Source organism: Agrobacterium sp. SORGH_AS_0745 (assembly GCF_030818995.1).
Taxonomy (GTDB): domain Bacteria; phylum Pseudomonadota; class Alphaproteobacteria; order Rhizobiales; family Rhizobiaceae; genus Agrobacterium; species Agrobacterium tumefaciens.
The window spans coordinates 862,582-885,579 of sequence record NZ_JAUTBI010000001.1 but is presented as its reverse complement, the minus strand read 5'-3'; the positions used below and the strand labels follow the sequence as shown (position 1 = coordinate 885,579).

General features: G+C 60.3%; 19 protein-coding genes and 1 pseudogene. 3 read left to right on the top strand and 17 right to left on the bottom strand.

Annotated features, from left to right (window positions below):
• The first annotated feature begins 71 nt into the window (after window positions 1–71).
• Both QE432_RS03955 and QE432_RS03950 read left to right on the top strand, forming a co-directional pair.
• Complete coding sequence (locus QE432_RS03955) at window positions 72–785, top strand: GntR family transcriptional regulator (protein ID WP_003518055.1); 714 nt, start codon at window positions 72–74, stop codon at window positions 783–785.
• Between the two features lie 35 nt (window positions 786–820).
• Window positions 821–1,744: an SMP-30/gluconolactonase/LRE family protein gene (locus QE432_RS03950; protein ID WP_065658759.1), complete on the top strand. Its 924-nt coding sequence runs from the start codon at window positions 821–823 to the stop codon at window positions 1,742–1,744.
• Between the two features lie 145 nt (window positions 1,745–1,889).
• On the opposite strand, the gene QE432_RS03945 is transcribed toward QE432_RS03950, so the two are convergent.
• The 5 genes and pseudogenes from QE432_RS03945 to QE432_RS03925 all read right to left on the bottom strand — a co-directional run bounded on the left by QE432_RS03945 (window position 1,890) and on the right by QE432_RS03925 (window position 5,665).
• On the bottom strand, window positions 1,890–2,486 hold the full coding sequence (locus QE432_RS03945; RefSeq protein ID WP_065658758.1) for an NUDIX domain-containing protein: 597 nt from the start codon (window positions 2,484–2,486) through the stop codon (window positions 1,890–1,892).
• 27 nt (window positions 2,487–2,513) lie between these two features.
• Entirely contained in the window at window positions 2,514–3,359 is an 846-nt protein-coding gene (locus QE432_RS03940; RefSeq protein ID WP_306623392.1) for a PhzF family phenazine biosynthesis protein, read from the bottom strand.
• A 43-nt stretch (window positions 3,360–3,402) separates the two neighbouring features.
• On the bottom strand, window positions 3,403–4,185 hold the full coding sequence (locus tag QE432_RS03935; protein WP_112391181.1) for a pyrroline-5-carboxylate reductase: 783 nt from the start codon (window positions 4,183–4,185) through the stop codon (window positions 3,403–3,405).
• Window positions 4,186–4,329: 144 nt separating this feature from the next.
• Window positions 4,330–4,815, bottom strand: a pseudogene (locus QE432_RS03930) (aromatic-ring hydroxylase C-terminal domain-containing protein); the annotation flags it as partial.
• 1 nt (window position 4,816) lies between these two features.
• Window positions 4,817–5,665, bottom strand: a complete 849-nt coding sequence (locus tag QE432_RS03925; RefSeq protein ID WP_162691730.1) for a LysR family transcriptional regulator — start codon at window positions 5,663–5,665, stop codon at window positions 4,817–4,819.
• Between the two features lie 152 nt (window positions 5,666–5,817).
• Here QE432_RS03925 and QE432_RS03920 point away from each other — a divergent pair, with 152 nt between their 5' ends.
• Entirely contained in the window at window positions 5,818–7,338 is a 1,521-nt protein-coding gene (locus QE432_RS03920; protein ID WP_306623390.1) for an MFS transporter, read from the top strand.
• A 25-nt stretch (window positions 7,339–7,363) separates the two neighbouring features.
• On the opposite strand, the gene QE432_RS03915 is transcribed toward QE432_RS03920, so the two are convergent.
• The 12 genes from QE432_RS03915 to QE432_RS03860 form a co-directional block, all read right to left on the bottom strand.
• Window positions 7,364–8,545 carry an acyl-CoA dehydrogenase family protein gene (locus QE432_RS03915; RefSeq protein ID WP_306623388.1) on the bottom strand — a complete coding sequence of 394 codons (1,182 nt, stop codon included), beginning with the start codon at window positions 8,543–8,545 and terminating at the stop codon, window positions 7,364–7,366.
• Window positions 8,546–8,657: 112 nt separating this feature from the next.
• Window positions 8,658–9,761, bottom strand: a complete 1,104-nt coding sequence (locus tag QE432_RS03910; RefSeq protein WP_003518064.1) for an LLM class flavin-dependent oxidoreductase — start codon at window positions 9,759–9,761, stop codon at window positions 8,658–8,660.
• Between the two features lie 192 nt (window positions 9,762–9,953).
• Window positions 9,954–11,033 (bottom strand): LLM class flavin-dependent oxidoreductase, encoded by a 1,080-nt coding sequence (locus QE432_RS03905; protein WP_035199857.1) that lies wholly within the window; start codon window positions 11,031–11,033, stop codon window positions 9,954–9,956.
• Complete coding sequence (locus QE432_RS03900; RefSeq protein ID WP_035199859.1) at window positions 11,030–12,769, bottom strand: dipeptide ABC transporter ATP-binding protein; 1,740 nt, start codon at window positions 12,767–12,769, stop codon at window positions 11,030–11,032. The genes QE432_RS03905 and QE432_RS03900 overlap by 4 nt, the downstream gene beginning before the upstream one ends.
• A complete protein-coding gene (locus QE432_RS03895; protein ID WP_013762004.1) occupies window positions 12,748–13,596 on the bottom strand; it encodes an ABC transporter permease in 849 nt (282 codons plus the stop codon). The genes QE432_RS03900 and QE432_RS03895 overlap by 22 nt, the downstream gene beginning before the upstream one ends.
• Entirely contained in the window at window positions 13,593–14,600 is a 1,008-nt protein-coding gene (locus QE432_RS03890; protein WP_003518071.1) for an ABC transporter permease, read from the bottom strand. Before QE432_RS03890 ends, QE432_RS03895 begins: the two co-directional genes overlap by 4 nt.
• A gap of 37 nt (window positions 14,601–14,637) precedes the next feature.
• Window positions 14,638–16,287, bottom strand: a complete 1,650-nt coding sequence (locus QE432_RS03885; protein WP_003518073.1) for an ABC transporter substrate-binding protein — start codon at window positions 16,285–16,287, stop codon at window positions 14,638–14,640.
• A gap of 462 nt (window positions 16,288–16,749) precedes the next feature.
• On the bottom strand, window positions 16,750–19,044 hold the full coding sequence (locus QE432_RS03880; RefSeq protein ID WP_035199861.1) for a molybdopterin guanine dinucleotide-containing S/N-oxide reductase: 2,295 nt from the start codon (window positions 19,042–19,044) through the stop codon (window positions 16,750–16,752).
• An 18-nt stretch (window positions 19,045–19,062) separates the two neighbouring features.
• Window positions 19,063–20,469: an FAD-binding oxidoreductase gene (locus tag QE432_RS03875; RefSeq protein ID WP_019566586.1), complete on the bottom strand. Its 1,407-nt coding sequence runs from the start codon at window positions 20,467–20,469 to the stop codon at window positions 19,063–19,065.
• Between the two features lie 121 nt (window positions 20,470–20,590).
• On the bottom strand, window positions 20,591–21,193 hold the full coding sequence (locus QE432_RS03870; protein ID WP_019566585.1) for a 2-hydroxychromene-2-carboxylate isomerase: 603 nt from the start codon (window positions 21,191–21,193) through the stop codon (window positions 20,591–20,593).
• On the bottom strand, window positions 21,190–21,768 hold the full coding sequence (locus QE432_RS03865; protein WP_004431568.1) for a TetR/AcrR family transcriptional regulator: 579 nt from the start codon (window positions 21,766–21,768) through the stop codon (window positions 21,190–21,192). Before QE432_RS03865 ends, QE432_RS03870 begins: the two co-directional genes overlap by 4 nt.
• 48 nt (window positions 21,769–21,816) lie before the next feature.
• Window positions 21,817–22,845 (bottom strand): ketopantoate reductase family protein, encoded by a 1,029-nt coding sequence (locus QE432_RS03860; RefSeq protein ID WP_035199867.1) that lies wholly within the window; start codon window positions 22,843–22,845, stop codon window positions 21,817–21,819.
• Window positions 22,846–22,998: the final 153 nt, after the last annotated feature.

Below are 22,998 nucleotides of genomic sequence, written 5' to 3'. Positions count from 1 at the left end.
ACCGGTATGCCGGTTGTCAACACACCAGTGTTCCGGTATACCGGTTACAGAGAAAGACATTTGGAGAGCGTATGCCAAAGATCCCGATGACAGGCGGCACGGTGCCGATGATGGAACGACTGGATTTCAACCGACCGGTTGTGGACCAGATCTATTCGGCGCTGAAATCTGCCATCCTTTCGCGGGAGCTGTTTCCGGGCCAGGCCGTGTCGGAAAACGAGATTGGCCAGTCCTTCAACTCCAGCCGCACCCCGGTGCGCGAGGCGTTGAGCCGGCTGCGAGATGACGGTTTGATCGTCACCCTGCCGAGCCGCGGGACCTATGTCTCCAGACTGTCGGACAAAAATATCCGCAGCGCGCAGTTCATTCGTGAGGCGCTGGAGGTTGCCGCTGCCCGCAGGCTCTGCCAGACCGGCATCCCGGCCGAAGCGGACCAGGAAATCCTGCATGCGCTGGAAGGCCAGCGTGTGGCGATGGAGCTTGGCGACAAAAAGGCCTTCCGTATCCATGACGACCAGTTCCACAGCGCCCTTGCCGCCGCAACCGGCCTCGAAAGGCTGGAGACCCTGTTGATCCGGGAAAAGGCTGGGCTAGACCGCCTGCGAGCGCTGGCGATTACCGACGAAGCACACATGGCCAGACTGCTGACGGAGCATGAGGCCGTCTACAATGCAATAAAGGCGCGTGAGGAGGAGAGCGCGGTGGATTATCTGCGCCAGCATCTGCGCCGCGTCCTCGGCATTCTGTCGCAGATCTTCGAAGCACATCAGGAATATTTCGAATAACGCCACGCTGCGCAATTCAACGGTTCAGACAGAAAATGACAACAGCAAATTTCGACAACGCGCCTGCGATCGATCAGGCAGGACTCCTGTGCGACGAAATCAGCATTCTTGCGGAAAGCCCGGTGTGGGACGAAAAACGTCAGGTCCTGTTCTGGTGCGACATTCTTGGCAAGAAGCTACGTTCAGCTGGGCTGGGTGGCGTCCAGTATCGTGAATGGACGTTCCCGGAAACCGTCTCCAGTCTTGGGCTCTGTCAGAGCGGTGATCTGATTGCCGCTTGCGGGATGGATATACTCATCCTCAATCCGGAAAGCGGCGCGCGGCGCACCCTTCATTCCATTCCCGCACCTGAAGGCATCGCCTGCCGGCTGAATGACGGACGTGTCGGTCCGGATGGAGCTTTCTGGGTTGGTACCATGCACAATGTCCCGCTCTCGCAGATGCAGCCCCATGGAGAGCTCTGGCGTATTACGAATAACGGGGCCGAACGTATCCAGACCGGACTGACATGTCCCAACGGCCTCGCTTTTTCGCAGGACGGTTCCGTCATGTGGCAAAGCGATTCCGTGCAGAAATGGATACGCAGGCGGAATTTCGACAAAACCAACGGTGTATTTGATGAAGGTGTGCTCGTCGCACAAATGCAGGAAGAGACCGGAAGGCCCGATGGTGGATGTCTTGACATAAGCGGCCGATATTGGAGCGCGGGTGTCTCTGCCGGCGTTTTGAACATTTTCTCGGAAGACGGCAGTCAACAGATCGGGACGGTAAGGATGCCTGTTCCGCATCCAACGATGCCCTGCTTTGGCGGGCCGGATTTCGGCTCGCTTTTCGTGACATCGCACCGCCATAACATGACGCAAGACAGGCTGAGCGAGGTACCTCTTTCCGGTGGCGTTTGGGTCATTCCGTCCGACATCAAGGGCTTTCCCGCATTCCGTTTTGAGGATGGCAGGTGAAGCCCAAATCGTAAGTCTTTGATCTTTGTTGCCCAACGCAAGTGATGGGTTTCGGCCAGTCTACGTCAGACAAATTCGTCCTGTTGATCCTGTAGTCTGGCCGTAATCAGCATCGCTTCCGCATTGGTAGATATTGCGGTCGAGATCAGCGTGTTCCGTGCTTTTCCTGCAAAAGCCGGATGGTGAGGTGCTGCAGCAGAATGATGGTCTTGGCGTCGCGAATATCGCCGCGGCTGATCATCTGCATAGCGTCTGGCAGAGCGATTTCCAGCACGTCTATGTCTTCTCCCTCGTCCGCGGAGCCGCCGCCTGTGCCCACTTTATGGTTCTCGGCATATTCGCCGTAGAAAAAGGCGAGGTATTCGGTGACCGATCCGGGGCTCATATAGATATCGAACAGATGGGTGAGTTCGGAAACCTCATAACCGGTCTCCTCCATCAGTTCCGCACGCATGCGCGCTGCCGGTTCAGCGCCTTCCAGCAGCCCCGCCGGTGTCTCGATCAGCGACTCGAGGCCGCCGTTCAAGAGAACCGGCAAACGGAACTGGCGGGTGAGCAAAACATGGTCGTTTGCGGAGTTGTACAACAGGCATGTCGCTCCGTTGCCGCGATCATAAGCCTCCCGGGTCTGCCGTTGCCAGCTTCCGTCCCTTAGCTGAAGTTCATACTCATATTTGGTCAGCCGTCCCCAATCTTCCGCCAATACGCGTTGCGAAATCGGGCGGTAAACACTGCTATTCATCAAGTCACCTCGTCATTATCTGTCTTTTCAAAGGCCGTGCAGCCGGCCTTCGACTTGCGTGCGTGTCTCGCCGCCGACCCATATCTGGCCGGTATCATCGCGGGTCAGGTAAATGCGGCCTTGACGGCCAAGACGTGTGCCCTGGGCGGCGACATAGTCTTCCGCGACCACGCCTGTCGCAAACAGCCATTGCGCCAGCGAGGCGTTGAGGCTTCCGGTGACAGGATCCTCGGCGATGGCGCCCAGATGATCGCTGAAGAAGGCGCGAACCTCGAAGGCGGCTTCGCCGCCATTTGCGTGCGGACCAACGACGCCAACGTCAATGCGGCCGGGCCAGCTGCGGACCGGCTCAAGGGCAAGCACCTTCTCAGCCGATGCCAGCCTGATCCCCAACCAGCCGGGGCCATTGTCGATCCATGCGGCATCAACGATATCGCGTGTCTCTATTCCCAGCAGCTGCCGGGCCTCTTCCAGCTCTGCGGGTGTCGGCGCGCCGGAACGGATAAGGGGCGGAGCGGCAAAGGAAAGTCGACCATGCGCGTGCCGGATCGTCACCAGACCGGCACCGCACTCCTGAACGATGCCCATTTCGCTTTTGGGCAGGCCGTTTTCGGAAAGCCAGGCATGGCAAGTGCCGAGCGTAGGGTGTCCGGCAAAAGGCATCTCCCGGTCCAGTGAGAATATCCGGACACGGTAATCAGCCTGGGGGTGGGTGGGCGGCAGCAGAAACGTGGTTTCGGACAGATTGAACCACCGCGTCAATCGCTGCATGTCATCCGTGGTCAAGGTGTCTGCACCCGTGACGACCGCCAGCGGATTGCCAGAAAGCGGGCCGGAGCCGAATACATCGATCATATGGATAGCAAAGGTCATGGCATCGTTCTTTCAGTTCGGATCAATTGTCGGCGCGCACTGTCTACTGCGTAATCCGTTCCAGCACGCGGCTCAATGCCCGCTTCAATGCGCTCGAACCGCCATAGCCGTCAAAGTCCTGAAGAACCTGCTCGTTCAGGCCACCTTTGGTGGCGAATTCGCGGCTGAGATCGGTAAAGTCCGTGTCCTTGCCGGCAAGCAGCGCCACTTCGGAGAGGCCGGCGAAGAGGGGTGCAAGATAGGCGCGGCCCTTTTCTTCCGGCAGGCCGTTTTCGGCCAACCACTCCGTCGTCTGTTGCAGAATGCCGAAATAGGTTGCCATCAGGGCGCTTGCGGCGGCGAGAAGGTCGTATTCCGCCTTTGTTTCACATTCCACCGCATTGCCGAGCACGTTGAAGATCGCGGCGGTATCCGCATCGGAGGGGTAAACGGCCGTGACGCCTTTGCGGCGGGCGACAAAAGGCAGCGGGATCGCCTGGGTCAGGCACACATCCGCGCCGATCCAGTCAAGCAGTGCCTGTCGACCGGTTGCGGCAACGACGCTTATGACCTTCTGCCCCTTGCGAAACCGCAGCGGCCGGATGACGTCCTCGGCGATCTGTGGGCGGATGGCCAGAACGACGGTATCGCAGCCGTCGACAATCGCCTGATTGTCGCTGGAGACGATCACCTGCGGGAAATCGGCGGCAAGCCTGGCCGAGATATCCGCGCTGCGTTGGGACACCATGACATGCGGCACGGCGGCAGGCGTGCTGAGGAGCCCCCGCACCATCGCATCGGTGATAGCGCCGGTTCCGATAAAGCCGATTTTCTGGGGAAGGGACATGATGACTCCATTGCATTGATAGGAAGGACGATACATCGGTACGGTTGACGCAGGAAGGCAATGAAACAATCTCGAGATTGCCGGGGGCTGGCATATCTGCCGAAGAAATGGCGTGGCAACCGGATCGGCCACTTCACATACCCTTCAAATCTCTCCGAACCAACGGGCTGCTGCCCTTGCGAATTTCTCCTTGTCCGGAACAGACTCCGTGGCCCAGGCGACGATACCATCGGGGCGCACCAGGACTGTGCTCAAGCCCAATTGATCGATGGCATTGCCGGCGACATAAAAGATCCGGCCGTTCCAGCGGCCTGCCAGCGCTTCAAGCGATGCGTCCGCGCTAAAATTCAAAAGCAGACCTTTGCCCTCTCTCAGAAGTTCGCCGGTCCTCCTCCCGTCCCCCAGTGCGAAGTCCGGAACGCTGCAGCCCACCAGCGGATGGTTGCCGCCTAGCTCATAGCGGAGGGAAATGCCCCATACGCGCTCGGCGAAATATGTCGCGCCATCGCGGGTCTCGATGAGATCGCGGATAATGGCTTCCAGCGCCCGTGTGCTCCGGCTTGGGCGCATCAGTGCGACCTGGGCGCGCGACCAGTCAAGGACCTGTGCACCCACTGGGTGTCGCTCACAGTCACGGTCGATGTTCCCGGAAAGCGGCGGCCAGTGTGCGCAGCGCCTCACGGGATCTGCTGTCGGTAAGGGTCGAGAACATCACGATCTCGGTGGAAGGCAGCGGCGGGAGGCTGAAACGCTGGCTGACCTCGATTGTACCGGGTGGCGCCAGGCGGCAGGAGAATGCCGAAATGGCGAGACCTGCCGAAACGGCCGCGGTCACCATCGATGAGGTGCCGCCAAGAAAGACTTCCGTCCACGCGATGGCGGCGGAATCAAGAGCACGGGCGGCGATGTCGCGTACACCGCAGGCGGGCGAAAGCGCCGCCAGTCGCAGCGGCTCGCCCTGACGATGCTCGAATTGCGGGGCTGCGAACCAGCCGAAATGCTCTGGCCCGAGCACTTCGCCATCACGCCTGTCATCCTCGCGCCGGATGATTGCAGCATCGATCTCGCCGCGGTCGAAGGCATCCAGCAACGTGCGGGAATTGTCCATCCGCACTTCTATCGTCAGTCCCGGATCGTGCGCGTTGAGCCGCGCCAGCAGCGTTGGCACTTCCGGCCCGGCAACATGGGCGGCGATGCCAAGGCCAAAGCGTCGGCGCGTGGAAAAAAGCCCTGCCATGGCGCGATCGTGCGCGGCAAGGAATTCGCGCGCTGGTGTGAGAAACACGGCGCCTTGCGCGGAAAGCCGCACCGAACGCGGCGTCCGCTCAAGAAGCCGCTGGCCGAGCCGGTCTTCCAGCCGCTTGAGCTTGACGCTGATGGCACCCTGCGTGGTTCCGAGCATTTCGGCAGCGCGGGTGAAGCTCTGCAGATCGGCGATGGTGACGAAAGCCTGAACGGCATCCACATCCAGAGTGGTCACTTTTAATAATCCAAATTTGTTGTCTCTAAAATATCCAAGCATCCAATTCAGTTATGGTCAAGCTTTCACTAATTTGCCTTGGACTCTGCAAAACACGGATCGAAGCGTGCATGTCTTCTGATGCTTCAGTCCGAATCACGAAAGGCTGAAGAATGACCCTTGCCGTTACCGCCCCAACCCGGAGTAGAAGTGCCATTGCGCTCGCTGCCGTCTGTCTCTCCGCTCTGATGTTCGGGCTGGAAATCTCCAGCGTGCCGGCGATCCTGCCGACGCTCGAGCAGGTGCTGCACGCGGATTTCCGGCAGCTTCAGTGGATCATGAACGCCTATACGATCGGCGTGACGATGGTGCTGATGGCAACCGGCGCGTTGGCCGACCGCTTCGGTCGCAAACGCGTCTTCATCGCGACCATCGTCGCTTTCGCCATTTCCTCCCTCGCCTGCGGCATGACTGAAAGCGTGGCGGTGCTGATCGGCGCACGTTTCCTTCAGGGACTAAGCGGTGGAGCGATGCTGGTATGCCAGATCGCCATTCTGTCACATCAGTTCCGCACGGCCCGCGAGCGTGGAATGGCTTTCGGCTGGTGGGGTATTGTCTCCGGCGTCGGGCTGGGTTTCGGGCCGATCATCGGCGGAGCCATCGTTGCGCTGTGGAGCTGGGAGTGGGTATTCCTCGTTCACGTGGCTCTCGGCATCCTGACACTGTTCCTTGCCGCAAGCGGTGTGGAAGAATCGCGTGATCCGGATGCGACCCGTCTTGATCTTGCCGGTATCGCCACACTCTCGGTTGCCGTGTTCTGCCTTGCGTTTTTCATCACCCAGGGACCGGAACTCGGCTTTGCCAGTTCAAAGGCACTTCTGATCCTTGGTCTATCAGTCGCGAGTTTCATCGCCTTCGTGATCGTCGAAAAGCTCACGCCAAGGCCGATGTTTGATTTCTCCGTATTCCGCATCCGGCCATTTTCCGGCGCGATTATCGGCTCGGCGGCGATGAACATCAGCTTCTGGCCGTTCATGATCTATCTGCCGATCTGGTTTCAGGCGGGCCTTGGTTATGACAGCGTCACCGCCGGTCTCGGTCTGCTTGCCTATACGCTGCCAGCGCTGGTCGTACCGCCGTTGGCCGAGCGTCTGTCGCTGCGTTATCAACCCCGTCTTGTCGTCCCGGCCGGGCTGTTCACCATCGGTCTCGGTTTCATGCTGATGAAACTTGGCAGCAGTGTCGCAGATGCGAGCTGGCTCACCATGCTGCCCGGCTGCATCCTGTCCGGTGTCGGGCTTGGCCTCACCAACACGCCGGTCACCAATACGACAACCGGTGCCGTTCCCGCTGCCCGTTCCGGCATGGCCTCCGGCATCGACATGAGCGCGCGAATGATCTCGCTTGCCATCAACATCCCGATCATGGGCTTCATTCTGGTTGAGGGCGTCTGGTCGTCGCTTAGGGCCAACCTGCCGTCCGGCGCGGATCTGCCCGCCCTGCGTTCGCTCGCGGAGAAGATCGCGGCGGGAACCGCGGGATCGTCGGTGGAGCGTGTTTCGGATGCACTCGTCCATCAGGCACTCGCAGACGGTTTCGGTCTGGTCATGCTTTATGCCGGCATCAGTGTCTGGTTGCTCGCCGCTCTGAGCTTTGTGGTTTTCGGCCCGGCGCGAAAGCTTGCCCACGGTTAGTGGTGCCCTGGCGCTGGGACGATAGTCAGGCGGATTTCAGGATTTGCAGTCCTGCCGAAGGTTGGGCGGCCGCAGTCTCCTCGCGGCTCCAGCGGCCAAAGGCGGAGCGGCCCAAAATCGCAATCGACGTATCCTCCTGCGGCGCATGGACCAGCACCGTCTGGATGTCGCGGAAATGTCGTTCGAGGCCCAGTTCGCTACCAAGACCTGGATTGCCGATGCCGCGCACTGCGATCTCGACGGCATCACGCAGCTGCCGGCCGGCAAGCAGCCTTGCCCTGATGAATCCTTCCGCATCGCCATTGTTGTTTTCGAGCGTGCCGAAAATGATCTGGCGGGCGCCTGAGACCAGAAGATCGATTTCGCCTGAAAGCGTTATGAAACGTTCCGTGCGGGCGATGGGATGGCCGAGATTGGCCGGCACACGCTCATGCGCGAAGCGGATGAACTTGGCCTGAGCGGCTTCTGCTACGCCGAGGTAAAGCGCTGTCAAAGCCAGCGTGAGTGCCGCATGCGCCCGGTTGTCCTGCTGGGCGACCGATGGATCGACGAGGTCGATGACGTTTTCCGCCGGGATTTCGACATTGGCATATTCGACATCGTGCGATCCAGTAGCGCGCATGCCGAGGCTCTGCCAGTTCTCGATGACCTTGATGCCCGGCAACCCATTCGGCACCACGAATGTTCCCACCCGCGCCGGCGTTTCGTCAGTATGCGCCCAGACGAGGAAATGCGTGAGACCATATGCGCCCGTCACGAAGCGTTTTCGGCCCGTGATAGACCAGCCATTGTTTGTCCGGCGGGCGAGCGTCGCGGGCAGGCCACCGCGCGCCGGCGACCCCAGCTCCGGCTCGACACGCGCGGCATTGAGCAGCAACGGCCGTTGTTTGGCGTCCGTCAGAAGCCGCCGATAGAGATCTTCGGGCCAGTGGTTTTTCGCGGCCTGGGCGAGATGTGTAAAGATCGTCATGGCGCTGATCAGCGCCACGGAAGGATCGCCCCGGCCAAGTGCCGCCAGAATTCGAGCAGTATCGGCAAGCGTCGCTCCTTGGCCGCCATAACGTGTCGCAACCGTGCTTTCGAGGAGGCCGTTTTCGTGAACGGCACGGATACCCGTCCAGGGAAACTGGCCAGTCTGGTCCGCATCCGGTGCGGCCTGTTCAAGGATGCGAGCGGTTGCGTCTAGGACAGTTGGGTCATGAGACATGCGTGGTCGAGGCTCTCTGTCTGTGGGGAATACCATTTCCCCATCAGGGGCGATTGGCTCCGTCCGCACTTCAAAAAAATGCCCGGTCAGGCGACCGGGCCGGATCGCGGCATCATGCAGCGGTCTTTTTCTTCGCATCTTCCCGTTCGCGAATGCCTTCGCGGACAAGCGGCAGGATGTAGCGGCCATAATCCACCGCGTCGTTGTAATTGTCGTAGCCGCGGATCGAGATCAGGTCAGCGCCAAGATCGATGTAGTCGAGGATGGAATCCGCAATGGTGCGTGGCGAACCGACCAGCGCAGTGGTGGCGCCGCTGGCATTGGTGGCGGTGACCGTCGGATACCAGAGGGCGCGATCATGCACATCGCCGCGTGCGGCGATTTCCAGAAGCCGTTGCGAACCGACATTGGCCGGGCGCGGCGCGTTGAGCGGTGCGCGTGTTACGCCTTTCTGGCGGTTCTCGTTCAACCGATCCAGAGTTCTGTGAGCCTTTTCCCAGGCAAGCTCGTCCGTCTCGGCGACGATCGGCCGGAATGTGACCCAGATCCGGGGGCGATCCGTGCGGCCCGCTTTTGCGGCTTCCGCATAGACCCGCTCGATCTGCTGCTTGGTTTCGGCAAGCGGCTCTCCCCACAGGCCGAAGATATCGCAGAGCGAACCACCGATGCGATAGGCGGCGTCCGAGGAGCCACCGAGCGAAATCGGAATAAGCCCGTTTGTGGGCCGCACCGCGCTGCGGAATTGCTTGAACTGGTAATATTTTCCGTCGAAGTCGAAGGGCTCTTTCGAGGTCCAGGCCAGGCGCAGGATGCGGATATATTCCTCTTGGCGCTCATAGCGTTCTTCCTTGTTGAGGAAGTCGCCTTCACGCGCCTGTTCTTCATCGCTGCCGCCGGCAATGAAGTGCACCACGACACGTCCACCACTCAACTGATCGAGCGTCGCGAGCGACTTGGCCGCAACTGTGGGATAAACCGTGTTCGGCCGCAGGGCGACGATGATCTTGATGTTTTTCGTGTGCGCGAGCACCGTGGCGCCCAGCGTGAAAGGATCGAAAGACGATGAGGAGTAGGGGATCAGCGTATAGTTGAAACCGTAATCATCAAGGGCGCGGGCATAGCGCTCCAGAAAAACAGGATCCACAGGTGCGTCTGGAACGGGGTTTAGATCGTTCGATGCATTGGGAAAGCTTACGCTGATAAATTCCGCGGACATGGGCGCTCCTTCAGGTTCAATGCAAGCATGTTAGGGCGCGGCGTAGGAACGAGGAAGACAGGTCTTTCTTTTTCTATCGAATATGTAGAAAATATTCCCTGTGACGGCCTTCGATATAGGACCAGCAACCGCCGCCGCGTTTCCGTCTTCAAGTCGCGGCCACGAAGTGGCAATCGCTCGGTGCCCTAACGGTTAAAAGGTGGGCGACCAGCCCAGGCTCGGAGCCACCGTGTCCGCCAGATCGGTCAGCAGTTGTATGTTTTCGGCGAGACCGAAGGCAGGCGGCAAAAACAGTACGACCTCATCGGCTGCTGCAAGGCCCGGATCGTTGAATACCGATTCCAGCACCTGATCGGGCGTGCCCTGGAAAACGGGCGAAATTTGAAACCCCGCTGGCTGGGCTGCCTGTTCGAGAGCGCCTTTGGGGCGAGATGCGGCAATACCCTTGGTACGCCGCTCCAGATCATAGGCGGCGTATTTTTCGCGAAGCTCGGCTGTGGTGCCAACCAGGATGGAGGCGGCGACGGCGACCGACGGCGGTTCCGTTGTCCATGTCTTTCGCCATGTGGAACGGAAGGCCTCGATGATTCGGGCCTGATATTCCCCGAAGCTCTCGCCTTCTGCCTGATCGTGCTGGACGGTTCCCGAGATAAGGCCGATGCCGAGTTCCGCCGCCTGCACAGCCGAAGCAATGCTTGCTGCACCCTGCCGGATGCGCGAACGCAGTGTCGGGCTATGCGGCGTGACACGCAGTGCCGTGCCCTCCGGGTTGGATTGGCCGCCTTCGACACGGTGCAGGACATCGCCAGCGATTGCCGAGAGGAAGCGGGCCTGACGACGCCTGGCCTCTGTGCGGGCATCGGTGTCGACCGTGCCGAATACCGCGTCAAAGGCGGCGTTTGCGCCGGTCGAAATGGCAAGTTCCAGTCGCCCATCAATCAAAAGATCGGTCGTGCCGGCCGCCTCGGCAAGCAGGATCGGATCCTGATAGCGCATGGGGATGACCGCAGAACCGAGCGTAATATGCCGGGTATGCTGGCCGGCAGCGGCGAAGAACGGAAGTGGCGAGGACAGATAGTGATCGAAATGCCGCTGATAGGCCCAGCCGGACTGGTAGCCCAGTTGTTCGGCAACCTTGAACAGTTCGATACCCTCACGCAGCCCCTGCGCCGGCCCGGCATCGTCGCTGAAGGATACACGGGTATTGAAGCCGAGCCGCTGTTTGGGGCGGAAGGACGTAGACGCAGTATCGATGGGTGCAGCGATGGTCATGCGATCTTTTCCTTATCGTGAACCCGCCGGGGCAGCGGCTGTGGCGCACGGGCGATGGTTGCGGCACCGGATGGGATCGATTCCAGCAGCGACGCGGTATAGGGATGCTGCGGATTGTCGAAGATATCGACGACCGTTCCATGTTCGACGATACGCCCGCGCTGCATCACCGAAACGGTGTGGGCGAGCTGGCGTACCAGTGCCAGATCATGCGACACGAAAACATAGGTCAGGCCGAGCTTCGCCTGCAGCGAGAGCAGCACATCGACGATGTCTGCCTGGACGCTGACATCAAGTGCGGAGGTCGGCTCGTCGAGCACGATCACATCCGGTCGGAGAACCAGCGCCCTTGCAATGGCAACGCGCTGGCGCTGGCCACCCGAAAGGGCCGTCGGCTTGCGGTTGAGAAGGTGTTCGCTCAAGCCCACATTGGCCAAAGCCTCACGAACAGTTTCGAGCCGTTCCGCACGGGTTCCGATCTTGAAACGATCAAGCGGCTCGCGCACCAGCTGTTCGACGCTCCAGGTGGGATCAAGCGAGGTAAACGGGTTCTGGTAAACGAACTGAAGATGGCGCCATGTTGAACGCAGCGACGTGCGGGAGCGACCGGTCAATTCTTCGCCGGCTACCGATATCGTGCCGGTGTCGGGTTCCTCGAGGCCAAGCAGCAGCCGAATGGTTGTCGTCTTGCCAGAGCCGGACTCGCCAACCAGCGCATGGGTGGTACCTGCAGGCACGTTGAAGGAGACGTTGTTGACCGCCGTCAACACCCTGTCGCCGACCCTGAAATTCTTGGTGACGGCATTGACCGCGATCTTTGGCGTCGTGGTGGACTCTGCCTTCAGCAGACGGAAACCCGGATCGCGCAGCCGGGCGTAGCGATCCGGATTGAGTGCCGGCACGTCCGCATGCAGCTTCCTTGCATAGGCAGAGGCCGGTGCGGAAAACACCGATGCGGTGCTTCCGGCTTCCTGAACCTTGCCACCCTTCAGGACTACCAGCGAATCCGCCCGTTCGGCGGCGATCGCCAGATCGTGTGTGATGAGGAGCAGGCTGATATCCAGCTCGTGCTGCAACCGCGAGAGCAGATCGAGGATCCGCTTCTGGATCGTCACATCGAGCGCAGACGTTGGCTCGTCTGCGACCAGAAGTGACGGGCGCGGCAGAACCGCAAGGCCTATGAGCACCCGCTGCAACATGCCGCCGGATAATTGGTGCGGGTAGGACTCGTAGACAACACCCGGGTTGTCCAATCCCACCTGCGCGAAGGTCTCGAGAATGAGGGCCTTGCGGATCGCCTTGTCAGGCTCGTCGAGAAGTGCGGCCGCCTCCATGGCCTGCGCGCCGATTGTCCGCACCGGATTGAGCGAATTGCCTGGATCCTGCGGGACAAAGCCGATGGCGCGTCCCCGCAGCGGTCGGAAGCTGCGCTCTGGCAGTCCCAATATCTCCTGATCACCAAAGGTGACGTGGCCGGTGGCATGTCCCCCGCTTGGCAAAAGCCGCAGGACCGCACGGGCGATTGTCGATTTGCCGGAGCCGGACTCGCCAATAAGGGCAAGGCTCTTGCCACGGCCGAGTTCGAAACCGACATTGCTGACGACCTCCTGGCCTCCATAGGCGACCGAAAGATCGTTGACCCGGAGAAGCGGGACAGGAGCCTGCTGCGGCTGCGGTCTGGCCGCAAAGGTAACGGGGCGGGCGATAGTGGTGGTCAGTCTGTCTTGCGTAGCCATCGGCTGATCCTGTTTACAGAGAGGACGGTCGCGATTGTGACGAAGGCGGGGGCGTATACGAGCCACGGCCATTTGAGGTAATCCTTGCCGATCGAGATCAGCAGGCCCCAGTCGGAGGCGGGCGGCGGGTCGCCGTATCCGAGAAAGGCAAGGCTTGCGATCACGAGGATCGACTCGCCGAACTGCAACACGGCAAGCGGCAGCACCGAGCGCGACGCGTTAGGCAGAACGTGGCGCAGAAGGATGAACCAGCGCGAGCCGCCGAGCAGGTACGAAGCCTCCACGAATGTCGCCTGTCTGGTCTTGATGACCTCCGCACGCGTGACGCGGGCAAAGACCGCCACGGCGGAGACGCCGGTGGCGATGGCGGCATTGATGGTCTCGAAACCGATGGCGGTGACCACGATCACCGCCAGCAGAAACTTTGGAATTGCCAAGAGCACATCGACCAGCCGGGCAAGTGTGATATCGACCCAGCCGCCGAGAAAGCCCGCAAGAAGCCCGATGAGACCGCCAGCGAAGACGCCGATCACGACCGCGACGAGTGCGCTGGAGACGGAAGAGGACGTGCCATAAACGACGCGTGCATAGACATCGCGGCCGAGGTGGTCGGTGCCGAACCAATGCGCAAGACTTGGGCCGAGCAATTTGTTCGTCGGCACCCCGACGACCGGGCTGTGACTGGTAAACAGGCCGGGCGCCAGTGACCAGGCGACGACGAGCGCGATAATGGCGAAGGACAAGGCGACGGTCAGCGGTATCCGCAGGCCTGTCAGCCTGTTTGCAGGGGTCGCACCCGGCAGGGAAGCGTTCGAGGCGAAAGTCATGGTGTCACCGCCTTGGTGGTGGTGGAGGAATCCTCTGTAATGGCCAAGCGAGGCTTTCGCGCGCCGAGAATTTGCACGCGTGGATCGAGCAGGGGATAAAGAAGATCGGCAATCAGGTTGACGAGCACGAACACCACGGCTCCCAGCGAAACGATCGCTTGCAGGACGGGCAGGTCCTGCGTGCTCACGGAGCGCTGCACCAGGCTGCCGAGACCGGTTCGCCCAAAGACAGACTCGGTGATGAGTGAATTGCCAAGCAGTTCACCGACGGTGATGGCGATCACGGTGACGACGGGCAACGAGGCAGGCTTGAGCAGATGCTGTGCAAACAGCCGCGCCTGTCCGATGCCGCGGCTGCGGGCGACGGCCGCGTATTCCTGTTCTGCCTCCCTGTCGAGGTTCGCTATAAGCACCTCGGCGATTTGCGCAGAGAAAGGAATTCCGATTGTGATTGCGGCAAACACCGTTGCCCAGAAGCTATCTGGTTCGATAACGCGGAAGAGGCGCAGCTGAAAGCCGAAGAGATGGATCAGTATCAGACCAATCACAAAATTCGGTGTCGAGAGAAACAGCGATGGGAAAGCTCTTAGCAATCCCTGGCCGTAGCGCTTTGGTACCACCTGGGTTCCGTAAGCAACGGCCATTGCCAGAATCAAGGCGACGGCAAGTCCCGTGGATGCAAGGATCAGTGTCGATGGCAGCACTTCAGCGATGAGGGTCGCCACCGGCCGGTTGGAGCGCATCGACATGCCCAGATCACCAGTCAGAAACCCCGACAGGGACGACCACAGCTGCACGAGAACCGGTCTGTCGAGGCCCTGCGCGGCGATGATTTCCGCGATCTCCTGCTCGGTAAACCCGTTTTGCGGGTTCCTGAGCACGCTGGTGATCGGGTCGCCAGGCAGGATACTGACGACCACGAAGGTGAAGACATAGGCCAGCAGTATGACGACGACCGCCTGGCCAAGCCGCTTTGCGGCGTAGGTTAGGTAGGCATTGCTCATGCCGGTGACCTCCTTCAACGTTGCCTTGTTGTGCGCGTCAGTCGCTGATGGAGGCGGTGTAGTAGCTGGCATAAGCCACGCCGTTATACACTTCGCCCTTCAGCTTCGGGGACTGCACGTAGATCCGCTGCACGATCTGCGTTCGCGGAATGAAATAGCCCTGCTCAAGGACATATTTCTGCAGCTCATCGAGAAGCGGGCTGCGCTCGTCGACAGAGCCGGCGCCGGCGATCTTGTCGCGCAATCCGTTGAGCGTCGCGTCACGGTCGTCAAGGGCGAACCAGTTCTCGCCATTGTTGGCGTTGGTGAGAATGCTGGCGACGGTGCCTGCATCGATGAAGCTGCGCGTCACCTCATAGGTCGGGATGGCCGCACCGCCGAATTTGACCTTTTCACCAAAGGTCACGACGTCGTAAGCGCGGATAGCGACTTTCCAGCCGAGCTTGCCGAGTTGCTGGGCGATGAGTTCATCGACCGACTTGGATGTCGCGAGATAGGGATTGGAGTGGATCGTCAGCGACAGCGGTTTGCCGTCTTTGGTCCTGATACCATCGGCACCCTTGACCCAGCCCGCCTCGTCGAGCAGCTTTTCGGCCTTGGCGGGATCGTAAGCGAGAAGTGCGCTGTGGTCGGTCGCGCCCGGCACGTTGCTTTGGATGAAGGACGTGGCGAGCTTCCAGTCTGGCGTATAGACGGTGTCGATGATTTCCTGACGGTTCACGCCGGCCTGCAGCGCCTGGCGAACCTTCACATCATCATAGGGCGGAAGCTTGGTGTTGACCGCCCAGCCGTTGACGAAGCCGAGATAACGCGGCGTTGCGACGGTAAAGCCCTCTTCGTGCAGTGACTTCAGCTCCTGCGGCGAAGCATTATAGGCGACATCGGCCTGGCCGGACTGGACCGAGGCGACACGCAACGACGGTTCCGACACCAGCTTATAGGTGATGGAATCGAGGAAGGCCGGGCCGGTGTGGCCAACGGCGGCAGGACCCCAATTGTAATCCTTGCGCTTGACCAGCTTGACGTAATCTCCCTCCTTCCAGGATTCGACCACATAGGGGCCGCTGCCGGAAGTCTTGCTGAGATCGGCCTGCTGGGTGGCGGGCTGGGCGATGGTCTTCGGCGAGATCAGGATCGAGCCGTGGTAACCGAGCGTCGGAATAAAGCCGAGCGTCGGCTTCTTGAAGAAGACCTTCACCGTGGATGCGTCCACCGCTTCAGCATGGTCGTAGGTCTTGGGGAAAAGACCGATCGGGTTGATGCCTTCGCTCTTGCGTCCGGCATACCAGATGTCGAGATTGGCGACGACCGCCGCTGCATCCAGCGGTGTGCCATCGGAGAAGGTCACGCCGTTTTTGAGGTGAAGCGTGAATTCGGTGGCATTGTCGTTCTGCTCCCAGCGCTCGGCAAGCCAGGGGCTGACCTTACCGTCGGCATCGACATAAAGCAGCTTGTCGGCGACATGGCCCCAGATATGGCCCTGAAAGCTGGAAATGGCGCTGTTGTTCGGGATCCAGGTGTCGCCGAGAGAATCGATGAGGAAGGTAATGTCGCCGCCATTGCGTGGGGTATCGGCTGCCTCAACCGGAGCAGGCCCCATCGTCGTCAGAAGCGCGATTGCCCCTGCGAGAGTGGTGGTCAGCAGACCCCGACGGGAGAAGGAAAAAAGCGAAGAACGTATCGTCATTAAGAAATCCTGATTGGTCGCGTTGTTTCTTGTCTTTGTGATTTCAGGAACTATCGCCGCTCTGCGCCGGTCTTTTGCGGCCACACGAAAGGCTTCACACGACAGCGTTGCCGGTGGTTTCAATGTCCTGAAATCGGGAAAAATGTGCCTGCTTTACCTCTTGGAGGGTCCGACCGATGTTACGGCTTAGCCGTTACTTTCAGCCATTGACGGCTCGTTCGATCGCAGGCCGTGCTTGCTGATACATCGTGCGGTCATGACGCGGTCCCTTGTTTCGAAATTCGGTTCTTGATGTCTAACGTAGCAGGGTGGCCAGAAGGAGAAAGACCAGTTGTTCTTTTTCTATCGAATTAATGGATTATTTTGCCGCGGTTTCCGAAGGTGGTAGGATCAGCTTTTCCGACGCCCGAAATACGTTGGCGGTGCGATTTTTCAGGCAGTGCCGGAACACCCGTCCCCCACTTATTTTGCAAATGCCATCTTTTCGAAAATCCGCACCGGAGGCGCCTCACCGGCAAAACGTTCCACCTCCACTCTGGTAATCTGACCGGTCGATCCCTGCGCCAGTTTCGAGGTGCCGATGTCGCGCGTCAGGATGTTCGGATTGCCGTGAATGCACGTCGCTTGCTCTGCATGCCGGTCATGCGGTTCGAACCACGCACCCGTTGCCAGCTGCATCACGCCGTTGCGCACATCCGTGCTCAGGACGGCTGCGGCGAGGCAGCTGCCACGACTGTTGAACAGCCTGATGATATCGCCATCGGCAATGCCCCGGTGGGCTGCATCTTCGGGGTTGATGCGCACGGGTTCCCGGCCCTTAATCTTGGTGGAGCGGCTGAAAGCGCCATAGTCGAGCTGGCTGTGCAGACGCTGATGCGGCTGATTGCACACCAGATGCAGCGGATAGAGCGCTTCGTCTTCCGGTTTCGTCCTGCCGGGATACCATTGCGGATGGCCGCCGCAATCGTCATAGCCGAAACCCTCGATCGTCTCGGAGAAGATTTCGATTTTACCGGATGGTGTCTTCAGAGGGAAGGCTATGGGATCATCACGGAAGGCACGCGCAGGCCCTCCGTCATCCGGCTTGAGCGGCAGACCTATCTCTCCACGTTCCCAGAACGTTTCGAAATCGGGAGCCTCGTACCCACCGGCGGCAAGCGCCCCACGCGTTGTTTCATAGAGGAAGGCAAGCCATTCCCGGCTGCTGCGACCTTCGGTGAAGGTTTCGAATTTGCCGAGCCGGCGCGCGATCTCGGAGAAGATTTCATAGTCGTCGCGCGCCTCACCAACCGGTTCGATCAGCTTTTTCATCGCGATCATCAGAGGATCGCGGTCGGCGGCGCCAATGTCGTCGCGCTCCAGAGTTGTCGTCGCCGGCAGCACGACATCGGCATGCCGCGCAGATGATGTCCATGCGGTTTCATGCACGATGATGGTCTCGGGCCGTCTGAACGCTGCCCGTAGCCGGTTGATATCCTGATGGTGGTGGAAAGGGTTACCACCCGCCCAGTAAACCAAGCGGATATCGGGATAGTGCATCCTCTGGCCGTTATAGTGAAATTCCCCACCCGGATTGAGCAGCATGTCGGCGATGCGCGCGACCGGAATGAAATCCGCGACCGGGTTTTTGAACTGGCTAAGTGTCGGCAGGGGAACGGCCAGCAGGTTCTTGCCGACATTGCCCAAAGCGCCGAGGGAATAGGAATATCCGCCGCCGTCGAGGCCAATCTGACCGAGCATGGCGGCAAGAACGATCCCCAGCCAGACGGGTTGCTCACCATAATCGGCGCGCTGAAGCGAATGGCTGACAGTGATCAATGTTCTCGCGCGCGCCATGGTGCGGGCGAGTTCCCTAATAGTTTCCGTGCCGATGCCGCAGAGCCCGGAAGCCCATTCGGGGCTTTTCGCCACACCATCGGTCCGGCCGAGCAGGTAGTCTTCGAAACGCTGATAGCCGACGGCATAGCGGTCAAGAAACGCACGATCGTGCAGGCCCTCGGTGACGAGAACATGCGCAAGTCCGAGCATCAGCGCGACATCGGTACCGGGTATGACCGGCAGCCACTCCGCATTGAGGTCTTTCGGAAAATCGTCTTTTAGCGGGCTGATCAGCACGAATCGCGCGCCGCGTGCACGTGCGCCATTCAGCTTCTGTGGCACGATATGCACGCTGTTGCCGCCGCCATGCACGTCCGTATTCTTGATCGCCATGCCGCCGAAGGCGACGATCAATTCGCTGCTGCGCTCGATTGCATCCCAGGTAACGCTCTTGCGGTCGAAATGATCGTAGGGTCCGAGCACATGCGGAATGATGACCATCGCCGCGCCGGAACTGTAGGTGTTGACGGAGCGCACATATCCGCCAAGCGTGTTCAGAAAACGGTGGACCTGGCTTTGCGCGTGATGGAAACGCCCGGCGCTCGACCAGCCGTAGGAGCCGCCGAACACGGCCTGTGGGCCGTAATCGCCGTAAACCCTTTGAAGCTCCTTCGCGACGAGGTCTGCCGCCTGCGGCCAATCGACCTCCACATAGTCGTCCGCCCCGCGTATCTGCGCGTTGCCCGGTTTCCCCTCCAGCCAGCCGCGCCTGACCGCCGGACGCCGGATGCGCGCGGCGCTATCGGCGATTGCCGGCAGATTGGCGAGCAAGGGCGAGGGGTGTGGATCGTCCGGATGTGGACGGATATCGAGCTTGCCATTCCGGTAGCTGCCGGAAAAGGCGCCCCAGTGGGAGCTGTGGGTCTTGTAATTATCCATCTGCGAAATCCCGCACGGTCAAAGCGTTTCTCGGCGGCTGGGCAAGTCTTGGCTCGGCAGGATCTTGCCCGGATTCATGATGCCGGCCGGATCTATGGCGTTTTTGATGATCGCCATGAGGTCCACCGCGTCGCCGTGTTCCTGCCGCAGATAAGCGATCTTGCCGGTGCCAACCCCATGCTCGCCGGTGGAAGTGCCGCCAACCGAGATGGCGTGCTGCACCATCTTTTTGTTGATTGCCGCCACCTCGTCGAGTTCGGCTTGATTTGCAGGGTCTACGGCGAAGACCACATGATAGTTGCCATCGCCGACATGGCCGAGAATGGCGGCGGGCACGCTGCAGTCGCGTAGCAATTCCCGGGTCCTGACGATGCAGCCGCTCAACTCGGATACCGGCACGCAGACATCGGAAGACCAGCCCTTGGCGTTCGGGCGCTGCGAGACCACGGCGTAAAACGCGTTGTGGCGCGCCTTCCACAGGCGGTTGCGGTCCTCCGGCGCATTCGCCCATTCGAAATCCCTGCCGCCATTGTCTTCCACTATGGCAGCGACCATCTCGACCTGTTCCTTCACGCCAGCAGGCGAGCCGTGGAACTCGAAGGCGAGCGTGTCCTCGACCTTGAGGGAAAGACTGGAATAGGCGTTGACGGCCTCGATCAGGCCACGGTCCATTAATTCCATTCTCGCAACTGGAATGCCGAGCTGCACGACCGTAATGGCTGCGGCAACTGCCTGTTCGACGCTTTCGAAGGAGCAAAGTGCAGCCGAGATGGTTTCGGGAATTCCGTAGAGTCGCAATGTCACTTCCGTGATGATGCCGAGCGTCCCCTCGGAGCCGACGAACAGCCGCGTTAGGTCATAACCTGCTGATGATTTACGCGCCCGCCCGCCGGTGCGGATGACCTGGCCGTTCGGCAAGACGACTGTCAGCGACAGCACGTTTTCTCGCATTGTGCCGTAACGCACGGCGTTTGTGCCGGAAGCGCGGGTTGCCGCCATGCCGCCGATGGACGCATTGGCGCCAGGATCGATCGGAAAGAACAGGCCCATGTCGCGCAGATGTGTGTTCAGTTGCTCGCGCGTGACGCCGGCCTCCACCGTGCAATCGAGATCCTCGGCGCTGATGCGGACGATTTTCGACATGCGCGACAGATCGACGGAGACACCGCCACGCACTGCCGTCAGATGGCCTTCGAGCGAAGTGCCGGTGCCGAAGGCGATGACGGGAACACCTTCAGCGGCGCAAAGCCGCACGGCTTCCGCCACATCATCCGTGCTCTCGGCGAAAACGACGGCATCCGGGATCGCCGGCGTGTGGTGGGATTCGCCACGGCCGTGTTGTTCCCGCAATGCCTGCGCGGTGGAAAAACGCTCGCCGAAACGGTTGCGCAAAGAGTCCGAGAGAGCGGGAGGCAGTGCGCTCATCGCGATACTCCGCGCGAGGAGGGCGGGAAAAGAGACATGAGAAACTCCACGGGAATGGTCTGGAGAGAGCCATGGCCGGGTTGCGGCCACGGCGTGACAGTCACCCGGTTTTCGGCGGGGATCAGGCGGCCAGTTTTTCGCCCTTGAGATGACGTTCGAGGAAGGGCAAGCTGTCCTGTCCCCAATACAGTTCGTCCTCGTAGCGGAATGTCGGAAGCCCGAACACACCGGCTGCCTTTGCGGCCTCATAATTGGCTTTCCGGATGGCTTCCACGGCATCGCTTCCGCCGCGTTCGTCCAGCGCCGCACCGTCGAAACCGGCCTTGTCAGCGATTGCGCGGCGAACTTCGGCATTGCCGATATCTTCGCCGCCTTCCCAGAAAGCTTCCTGAAGCGCCTTGGTCAGCCTCAACCAGTCCTCGCCCGCATCGATCGCGGCAATGACCATGAAGCCGGCCGGCGTGGGATCGGAAAGGGCGGCGCGATTGTCGAAGTTAAGGGACTTGCCGCGCAACGCCGCCCATCGCTTCAAATCCTTCGTCCAATAGGCGCGGCGCGCTTCCGGACGGTTGCGTGAGTAGATGGCGCCATTATCCTCGATCAGCGGGATGACATAGGGCCGTATCGTGGCGTTGTGCTCGTTAGCGAGCGCGGCGAAAGGATCCAGGCCGAGAAAGGCCCAGGGGGAGCCGATGCCGAAGAAATAGTCGATGGTCTTGGTCATATCTTGTCTCCTGAGGATATCTTGCCGGTGGCGAGATCGAACACCGAGAGCGCACAGTCCCGGGCGATGAGTACGGCATGCGGATCGCGCCCGACCGCGACGGTGGCAAGTGCGCCTTCGTAAAGAAGCGAAAGGTGGGAGGCGGCCTGATCCAGTCGCACCCCCGCTTTCGACATGACGGTCTCGAAAATATCCCGCACCATTCTTTTGTGGGTTCGAGCCACGGTGACGACGCGTTCGGAATCGCCGTGTTCGGCAACCGCGAGTGCAAAGGCACAGCCCCTGAATTCAGGGCTGTCGGCCTTCTCGTAAAGCCGCTCGAAAATCACCTGCAGCTGGTCCCTTGGATCAATCGTCGCCGTCAGAACATCCTTCAGCGAGCGAATGACACGATCGTGGCGATCCTGAAGATAGGCCGCGACAAGATGATCCTTGGACGGAAAATGCCGATAGAGAGTAGCTTTTGCGACCTTCGCTTCTTCGATGATGCGGTCGATACCGACCGCCCGGATACCTTCGGTATAAAACAGCGCTCCGGCGGCGGTGAGAATCTGGTCTGGAATGGCTTCTCTCATTTTATCGCTTCAGCTTGGTGGTTTCATGGGAAGAACAGGTCGCACGCATCATTGCGCGGCGGCGAGACCGGTTTTGTCGCGCTCGTGGAGCTGCCCGACAAAAGAAAGGATCGCGTCAAGCGGCACCGCCCTCGAGAAGCCGCCCTGATGCGCCAGCCTGCCGCCAAGAGACTGGATAGCCTCGTTATACGGTGTCGCGACGTTATGCAGACGGCCGAGCAGCACAATCTCACCGTTGAGAAAATCGACCTCGCTGGAAGCGCCTCTGGCAAAGCTCTGCCAGGTCGATTGCTGGCCGGGCTGAATGCCGCTGTTTTGAGCGATGCTCCAGCCTGAAATATCGACAGCCCGTTCAGAGGGAGAGGCGAGATTGTAGCCTGCTACCTCAAGCGTCTGGCGGGCTTCATTGACCAGCGCTTCGGCGATCGATGCTCGCAGATCGTCTTCTCCGTCGAACAGATCCAGCGCATTGCGGACGTTATGAAGCAGTTTTGCCGATTTCCAGCGGCGGATATCGCTGCTGGTTTCCGCAAGATAATTGGCGCGTGTGAGGTCTGCGGCAATCTCCTTCGCCGTTTCGTCGGAACCGGCCGGGAAGCGCCCGATCGTGACCACGCCGACCTGCGGATTGCCGGCCGCCGCAACCGCGCCGGTTTGTGTAAACCGGGCAGGGGTCAGAATACTGGCGCCGTAGACATTGGCGAAGGTCCTGAGCGCCAGCGCTTCCGTCGCCAGACCGTTCTGAAAGGTAACCACCGGCAACTGCGTGGCTGTTAGACCTTCCACGCCGGATACCTGTCGCCATGACCAGTCTGCCAGAGTGGCTGCCGCATCCTGCGTTTTGACGGTCAGCAGCAGGATATCGTCGGGCGCCAGGTCCGGCGGAGCGGATACGTCGAAGGCGTTCAGCCTTATTTGCTGCGTGCCTGAGGGGCGTTGGTAGCTCAGCCCCTGTTCAATGATGGAGGCAATTTGTGCGCCGCGTCCGACCAGAGCATATTTGATGCCGGAAAGCTCGAACTGTGCGGCAAGGCTCGCGCCAACCGCGCCTGCGCCAATGATAACGTATCGTGTCACCTTTTCCTCCAATTCAACCGGGCCGATAATGCGCCAGTATCAATTGCAGCGGTGCAGTTTGCTGGATCGATACGGGATTTCGCTCAACATCGGTCCTCCCTGACGGCGACCAATGATGACAGCTAAACTAGGCATGAGGAGCGCCTCAAGAAA

Excerpts from the sequence above, each read along its gene's own strand:
- QE432_RS03955 (WP_003518055.1), top strand. The coding sequence starts at position 72 with ATGCCAAAGATCCCGATGACAGGCGGCACGGTGCCGATGATGGAACGA.
- QE432_RS03950 (WP_065658759.1), top strand. The coding sequence starts at position 821 with ATGACAACAGCAAATTTCGACAACGCGCCTGCGATCGATCAGGCAGGA.
- QE432_RS03945 (WP_065658758.1), bottom strand. The coding sequence starts at position 2,486 with ATGAATAGCAGTGTTTACCGCCCGATTTCGCAACGCGTATTGGCGGAA.
- QE432_RS03940 (WP_306623392.1), bottom strand. The coding sequence starts at position 3,359 with ATGACCTTTGCTATCCATATGATCGATGTATTCGGCTCCGGCCCGCTT.
- QE432_RS03935 (WP_112391181.1), bottom strand. The coding sequence starts at position 4,185 with ATGTCCCTTCCCCAGAAAATCGGCTTTATCGGAACCGGCGCTATCACC.
- QE432_RS03920 (WP_306623390.1), top strand. The coding sequence starts at position 5,818 with ATGACCCTTGCCGTTACCGCCCCAACCCGGAGTAGAAGTGCCATTGCG.
- QE432_RS03915 (WP_306623388.1), bottom strand. The coding sequence starts at position 8,545 with ATGTCTCATGACCCAACTGTCCTAGACGCAACCGCTCGCATCCTTGAA.
- QE432_RS03910 (WP_003518064.1), bottom strand. The coding sequence starts at position 9,761 with ATGTCCGCGGAATTTATCAGCGTAAGCTTTCCCAATGCATCGAACGAT.
- QE432_RS03905 (WP_035199857.1), bottom strand. The coding sequence starts at position 11,033 with ATGACCATCGCTGCACCCATCGATACTGCGTCTACGTCCTTCCGCCCC.
- QE432_RS03900 (WP_035199859.1), bottom strand. The coding sequence starts at position 12,769 with ATGGCTACGCAAGACAGACTGACCACCACTATCGCCCGCCCCGTTACC.
- QE432_RS03895 (WP_013762004.1), bottom strand. The coding sequence starts at position 13,596 with ATGACTTTCGCCTCGAACGCTTCCCTGCCGGGTGCGACCCCTGCAAAC.
- QE432_RS03890 (WP_003518071.1), bottom strand. The coding sequence starts at position 14,600 with ATGAGCAATGCCTACCTAACCTACGCCGCAAAGCGGCTTGGCCAGGCG.
- QE432_RS03885 (WP_003518073.1), bottom strand. The coding sequence starts at position 16,287 with ATGACGATACGTTCTTCGCTTTTTTCCTTCTCCCGTCGGGGTCTGCTG.
- QE432_RS03880 (WP_035199861.1), bottom strand. The coding sequence starts at position 19,044 with ATGGATAATTACAAGACCCACAGCTCCCACTGGGGCGCCTTTTCCGGC.
- QE432_RS03875 (WP_019566586.1), bottom strand. The coding sequence starts at position 20,469 with ATGAGCGCACTGCCTCCCGCTCTCTCGGACTCTTTGCGCAACCGTTTC.
- QE432_RS03870 (WP_019566585.1), bottom strand. The coding sequence starts at position 21,193 with ATGACCAAGACCATCGACTATTTCTTCGGCATCGGCTCCCCCTGGGCC.
- QE432_RS03865 (WP_004431568.1), bottom strand. The coding sequence starts at position 21,768 with ATGAGAGAAGCCATTCCAGACCAGATTCTCACCGCCGCCGGAGCGCTG.